At 40.3% G+C, this 6,449-nt stretch carries 8 protein-coding genes; 1 reads left to right on the forward strand and 7 read right to left on the reverse strand.

Annotated elements, in window-relative coordinates:
• Positions 1–59: 59 nt before the first annotated feature.
• The 4 genes from C1E24_RS09165 to C1E24_RS09180 are packed head-to-tail and all read right to left on the reverse strand — an operon-like array spanning position 60 to position 3,046.
• A complete protein-coding gene (locus C1E24_RS09165; protein ID WP_138480721.1) occupies positions 60–1,238 on the reverse strand; it encodes a hypothetical protein in 1,179 nt (392 codons plus the stop codon).
• A 55-nt stretch (positions 1,239–1,293) separates the two neighbouring features.
• On the reverse strand, positions 1,294–1,596 hold the full coding sequence (locus tag C1E24_RS09170; protein ID WP_138480723.1) for a hypothetical protein: 303 nt from the start codon (positions 1,594–1,596) through the stop codon (positions 1,294–1,296).
• Between the two features lie 12 nt (positions 1,597–1,608).
• Positions 1,609–2,049 (reverse strand): hypothetical protein, encoded by a 441-nt coding sequence (locus C1E24_RS09175; RefSeq protein WP_138480725.1) that lies wholly within the window; start codon positions 2,047–2,049, stop codon positions 1,609–1,611.
• A gap of 1 nt (position 2,050) precedes the next feature.
• Complete coding sequence (locus C1E24_RS09180; RefSeq protein WP_138480727.1) at positions 2,051–3,046, reverse strand: hypothetical protein; 996 nt, start codon at positions 3,044–3,046, stop codon at positions 2,051–2,053.
• A gap of 158 nt (positions 3,047–3,204) precedes the next feature.
• Between C1E24_RS09180 and C1E24_RS09185 the strand changes: the two genes are divergently transcribed.
• Complete coding sequence (locus C1E24_RS09185) at positions 3,205–3,420, forward strand: hypothetical protein (protein ID WP_138480729.1); 216 nt, start codon at positions 3,205–3,207, stop codon at positions 3,418–3,420.
• Between the two features lie 49 nt (positions 3,421–3,469).
• Here C1E24_RS09185 and C1E24_RS09190 read toward each other — a convergent pair whose 3' ends face one another.
• Genes C1E24_RS09190 through C1E24_RS09200 form a run of 3 tightly spaced genes read right to left on the reverse strand, consistent with a single transcriptional unit; the run spans position 3,470 to position 6,061 of the window.
• Positions 3,470–4,573 carry a hypothetical protein gene (locus C1E24_RS09190; RefSeq protein ID WP_138480731.1) on the reverse strand — a complete coding sequence of 368 codons (1,104 nt, stop codon included), beginning with the start codon at positions 4,571–4,573 and terminating at the stop codon, positions 3,470–3,472.
• A gap of 31 nt (positions 4,574–4,604) precedes the next feature.
• Positions 4,605–5,426, reverse strand: coding sequence for a lamin tail domain-containing protein (locus C1E24_RS09195; RefSeq protein ID WP_138480733.1), 822 nt, complete (start codon positions 5,424–5,426; stop codon positions 4,605–4,607).
• Positions 5,423–6,061, reverse strand: coding sequence for a glycoside hydrolase family 19 protein (locus C1E24_RS09200; protein ID WP_138480735.1), 639 nt, complete (start codon positions 6,059–6,061; stop codon positions 5,423–5,425). Before C1E24_RS09200 ends, C1E24_RS09195 begins: the two co-directional genes overlap by 4 nt.
• Positions 6,062–6,449 lie beyond the last annotated feature (388 nt).

The raw sequence follows: 6,449 nt of genomic DNA on the forward strand, positions 1-6,449 counted from the left end.
TGAATGAGTTTAAAAATAATCTAACTAATTCACTTGGGTTAAAAGCCTAATTAGTCAGGCTAAATTACACTTTTAACTAGAGGTTGACGGAGCCATGTTTGCCAGCGTTGTTGATGTGCAACTAAGCATTCATTTAAGTATTCAAGAGACAGGGTGAAAGGGGCGTAGAAAAAATGGTTAGGAGCCGAGTCTTTCAATTCATCAAGATTATCTGCTTGAGTGAAAGCACTCAACGGCTTAAATAACGATTTGCTTTTTCCCTTTTGTATCCATTGCACAAAGGTATAGTCTTCGTCTTTAGCTTGTGCGGCTAATGCCAGCAAGGTATTTAAACTAATTTGCTCTTTTGCTGACTTGGATATTAATCGCGCTATCATCTGTTCAATAGACCATGCTTGCGCCTCAGTGAATACATTTTGTTGATAAGCATGTAGCAAATGAGCAAAAGTCAGTGATTGAATATTACTGGTTTGTTTTAATAAAGGTAAAACCTTATCGAGGTCTGCTGTAATGACAGTCTTAACTACTTCCCTCGGACTACTTAACCAAAAGGTGAGCTCTCCCAAGCTTATCTGCAACTTGTTTGCAATAAGCTGAGCCGTGATATTTACTTGCTCTTCTGAATCTTCACTATGCGTGGTATTAAGTTTGTGTTTTAACTCTTTGCTCAGTTTGTTGCCTGATTGCCCACCAAAGCGTGCTTGTTGAATATCTTTGTGTGGCATTCCAAAATTAGATTTATAAGTTTGTTTTTCCAGCTGGCTTTGCTCGTTTAACTCTACCCTCTCTGGTTCTGGCCTTTCTAGTTGTTTGTCATACTGAGCATTTTGAACTTCATCGGTTAATGAACGTGTTCTGTCGTTATCACTATTACTAACAGAACTCATGGCCTCCGAGGGTAAACTGCATAACATAGTGGGTATTTGTGCGACATAGAATGCATAGGGGTTTGCAGCGCTATCAAAATGTGCCAACGGCGCGTCTGTTTCAACTGGTTGCTCTGCATCACTAATATCATTTTGATTTTCTAGCACCAAACCATCTTGTGGCTCTTTTGTTAAATCTCCTTCAACATGCGTTTTCTCAGCTTCTAATGCATCGCCTTTTTTGAGGCTAGAAGATTGGCAGTCATCAATTGCTGAACGCTGGGTTATTCTTACTACTCGGATAGGCGCAAACTTAAACGGTCGAATGATCCTGACTCTAGTCGCTTGCTGGCGCTTTTTTTTATCTGTCATCGTGAACTCCTCACCATCGAAGTGCATAACACTTCGATGGATACAACATCATAACTTAACGAGCTAGTGCAGAGGTTAAACATGACATGGCGGCGTTAATGGCTTTTTGGACCGTCGCTTTAGCTATGATTTCTAAAGTGATAAGTTCAACTTCCAAAATCGCTTTTTCTCGTTCAAGCTCAACTGTGAACTCATCTTCATTTATCTCGCCATTTAATTTAGCCTGCGCTAAAGCTTCAATTGATGCTTTTTGCGCATTCAGCGCTTTTTGCAAAGGCCCTGACATCTGCTGTGCTTCATCACCAACGACATTCAAGGCGGTGTCTAACATCTGTTTGTATAAATCATTTATGTTCATAAGGTTGTCCTTTTATTGCTGTTTTGCTTGTTCGCCACGGATCATGGCAAGAAAAAGTCGCTGATACTGCTGCTTGCGCGTTTTGATCAAAAAATCTGAAATACTGTTTACTTGCTGATGCTGCTGTTTATCTTGCAGCCAAAGGTTTTGGGTTATTTCCACCTGCTTGGTTGTTAACTCATTTAATTCTCTGACTTTTTGACGCATAAGCAGGGCTGATAACTCAACTTCAATATTGAGATATGTACTCTGACTAAAGTGAAAGGTGCGCTTCTCTTTTGGCAGCTCACTAAGCTGTACGTAAAACCTATCGACTTTTTTAGCGACATCCATGATCTGCTGCTCAGTTTGCATATCAAAATTTGATACCATTTGCAGTGCACAGCCTGAGGCCATGCTGAGAATCAACAAGCTACCAATCACTACCAATACTTTTAACCAAGACTTAACCATATTACTTCTCCTCATTGCGAATAATCTTTGCTAGATAATGACTGAGTAACTGCTGGAAATCAGCACTCGACATAGAGGGTGAGCTCGCAACTTGTTGCTGAATTGCCATAAGCTCTTGTGAAAGGTGAGCTTCATACTCAAGCTGTTCAGACTTAAATTGATTTATTAAACCCTGTTTGACGGTCTCTAGATCTTCTGGTTGTTGCGGCGAAATAAACGACTGTGCGGTATCAACAATTCTATCTAAAATTGTATAAACCAAGTTGGCCGAAAAGCCCCCCACCAAAGCCATGGTAATTTTCAACGCGGCATGACTCATTCCACCTCCCATACCCGTGCTCTGCTCTGCGGTTTTGGCTACAGCATCTAAATTAATAGGAATAAGCTGTGTCAAAATAATGCCAGAGATGAGACCGACCACAAATCGAACCCAATAAGAGCTCTCGTATTTGGCATCAAAACATCCTGCTGTAACATAGCTGTTTGCCTTAAATAAAGCTGAGAACGAAGCACCAATGGCCGCAGAGGCAAGTAATATAGCTTGCACATACAAAAGACGAGCACCTTCCATATCAAACATGCTGGCCACCATATTGTCGTTGTTAATATATGAAGACAAGCTCAAGCTGATTAGCGTAACCAAAGAGATGATTGCCACTAACATCATTTTGCGTATAAGTGGCACTCTGCCTAAAAACAAAAACCATGTTTGTTTTTCTTGCTCTTGGGCCATCATTAAAATTGTTTCTGGCATTGCTGGCGCGACGAGTTCAGCTAACTGATTATGTGCTTTTGTTAAACTGGCAATGTCTGTGTGAGTTTGCTCCTGTTGGAGTTGCTCTACCAGCTTACTTGGCACAGCTAACCCCTTTTGCAAAGCAAAATGTGCCATAGCTTGACCTTGTTTGAGTAGCTTCTCATGAAGATCTGTACTTCTGTTTTCCAAGACATTTAGCCGTTCAAAGCCCTCGGCCTCAAAATGCTTTTCATGTTCCATGATATTCCTTACTTGTTTTAGAACGTAAATTGAAAGTTTAAATGTAAAGCAACTTAAATAAGAAAACTCGGTGACATTAACGCAATTAGAATCGTGTTATTAACAGGGTTTTAAATATGTATTTCAGACATGCTGGAGGAGAAAGTAAGGAGATAAAGATGAGCCAAAAAGCATTAATAAGTGCAATTGTCTGCACACTAAAAGTCTATAAACCCAAAAAGATTAAACCCAAGTTCAAAGCCAAACACTTTAGCCAAAAACAAAAAGTGCAAGCTTGCTTAAAAGGGTCATTAGTTGGACTTGTTACGCTAGGAAAACTTAAACAAGAGCAAGATAAATTAAACCAGCAACTTGCCGCTTTCTTCAATAAGTAGCCAGTTCAAATGACAAGGGTTAGATAGTTTCAATTTATCCAACCCTGCCTTACTTAGATTGAGGGGTCGTTTGATTTGGCTCGAGTTGTTTACGAATATTAGCGATCGCTTTGTCCATCATCGCAAACAATATCTCAACGTGATAGCCCATCAGAAAAGCTAAAGCCATAGGTGATAACGAAGCACCTAAACCTGCCTCTTCAGGTTTCAAGAACCAACCAACAATCATGCCTGCCAATGATCCAAGGGGTAACCTTAAGCGATAACGTATTTCATCATCATAAGTGAATGTCAGGGATTTGATCTCACGAAGAAGATCTCTGAGCACAAAGATAAATGCACCGAGTAAGCCATAGAGCAAAGGCAGAATATAACTTTGCAACACATTTAAAATAGAGTCTGAAAATAAGTCATGCTCAAAGAAGGTTAGCTGAGACAAATAATGGGCTTGTTCTAGCTGAAGTTGCTGTTGTTTTATCTTCAGTTCAGGGTCATTCAAGCTCAATTGTTCTCCCCTAAGCTGAAAAGACAACTGATTGTAATCAGGTAAATTTGGGTTAAAACTAAACCCCAGCATCCAAATGCGATTCCAAGACTTTAATAGGCTATAGTTTGCGTCAAACTGCTGCTCAACGGTCTCTAGCGCCTGATTAAGTTGTGTGTATTCATTAGCAAGGCTATTTGCTGGCAGTGTTTCTAATTTGAGTGTCAGTTGCGCTTTTTCAGTAAAGGCATGCTTTAAATTGCTATTTAGATTTGCTCCAAATAAGTAGTACACTTGAATAATCAGCAAAGAAACCAGCGCCAATAAGGCATAACGACGATACCAAGCAACTGCAATTTCTGCTTTTGTAGGTGCTCTTTTTTCAGCTCTCTCATTTGGTATAACTGATTGAATACTTTCAACTGTGACTGGGTGAACAGCTTTTGATAATGCATCATAGTTCAAAAGGAATAAGGTTTCGTCTTCAACCTGCCAAGTACCGCTCTGGACCTTAAACTTAGCTTCAACAACATTTTTGGCAATACGCTCATCTAGCTCAATAGCGCCCTCTCGAGATATATAATTGAGTAACTGCAATGCATCGTCGACTAGGGTGACAATATCTTGGCTGGGTTTATTCACTATTTGCTCTGGTTTTTTCTTTCGCATTAATAAACTAAGGGGCACTTAGCCCCTCCCTCTATGCATACGCATATTCTGAAACCAATACTTTTTGGTAATCGAATAGCCTGCCAACATCACCGTTATTACTCCAAATTGCCCTGTTGCTATTAAATGAGAACCCACCTGTCGACTCATTAATCTGATTGCTATAAACCCTAAGTTCAGAGTGAGGCATAAGCTTGCTACCCAGAGGGAATTGAAATCTCTGTCCTCCATTAGAAGTAATTTCCCAAAGGCTCAGATCAACAATATGATTGCCTAAATTGCCGATCTCTATATATTCATCGGATTCTTTCTTCGGGTCATTACCATCAAAAAAGATATGTGTGATCCCAACATCATGATGCGCATCACGTCCATACGCATAACAACTCACTAAATTACTTTGATTGTCATAAAGAGAAACCGTATCCCCATTATTATTTAGAATGGGTCGGCGACTATCAAAGCTATAGGCATTTTCACGATTTGTATAAACACGGATAACATCTTGTGGAAATAGCAAAGTGTGCTTGTTGAAATCATAGTCTTGGCCTTCAGAGCCTGCATTCAATCGCCAGCCTGATAAATCAATAATAGAAGGTCCTAAGTTACTTATTTCAATATACTCATCTTCGAAAGACGCAAAACCAGCATTTACTGCACAAATCTGTACTTGGACTGAACTAAAGAGCGCGAAGTTAGTATTCCACCAAGTAGAAAATGGATCAGGCTCTTTTTTTACAGTATCTAATTGTGCTGTCAGTAACTCACTTAACTGCTGCCAAGTACGAAGTTTATCTTTACTGAAGACAAGAGATTGTGCTTTTTCCAAGTCATCTAGAGTGAAGTTACTCATACATCCGCTCCTTGAATTTCAAGATACTGCTTTGCTCTATTAAGAAACTTAGCTCGCTCTTCAAGACCATGGTAACCACCATTTATGCGCTTAGTAATTGACTTTAGGTCGTCTTGATCAGCATATTGATTCAGGTGACGGCTATGCCAGAAATAGCATGCAGTCATCACCGCCGCATTTGGATCGTTTGCAAGACCATCAGGTTGCTCAACAAGCGGTAAGCCTATGGCATTCCCACAGGTTCGATAGTTTTCTTTGCCTGTTAACTGTATTAATCCTCGCCCTCTATATTTCCAGCCATCACCAGAGCCTATATCACCGTTACCCATGCGATTGGCATACACAACATTAGCAATTTTCTCTGGGTTTCGCGCATATTGTTCAGCAATATCATCGGTTTGAAAGTATTTACCGAACACCAATCGCAATGCTCTCGCACTATAGTTTAGGTTTTCAACCTTATATTTAAACTGACCACTTTCATGAGCAATTTGCGCAATGAAATGCGCAACACGTAACGGGGTATTAATATCAAAAGTAGCTAATCTGTTTTGGATAGCTGGTAAGTAGTGTTGGATGTCGTTGTCTTTAGCCTGAGGCATGATATGACGCAGCATGTCGAAGTCTATATTCATCACAGTTTCCTTGTTTTAATGGATGTTATTACTATGCCTGAGCTATAAATTCGGACTCAGTGAAAACAAGGATAGATGCGGGTTAATAGTGCAAAAGGTTACCGACAGTGAAGAAGTGCAAAGTTAATGACAGCGAGCTAGGCGAGTACATTTGCTTTGCGCAAGAAAGGTGTAAAAGGCTAGCGACAGTGAACGAAGTGAACCCGCTCTTTTTACGCAAGGTGAAGCAAGCCAGTTTAGCTGTAGCTGAGGGTGTATGTTTCAGAGTGATAAGAGAGGCTACTGTGAAGGCTGCTCATTTCACCTTGCGCTAATTCGTCTTTTTATCACTGTGCATCACCTCATCACCGTGCAGGACGATTTAGCACCATAAAAGCAAAAAAGCCCG

Origin of the sequence: Pseudoalteromonas phenolica, assembly GCF_005876835.1 — a bacterium.
Classification (GTDB): Bacteria; Pseudomonadota; Gammaproteobacteria; order Enterobacterales; family Alteromonadaceae; genus Pseudoalteromonas; species Pseudoalteromonas phenolica_B.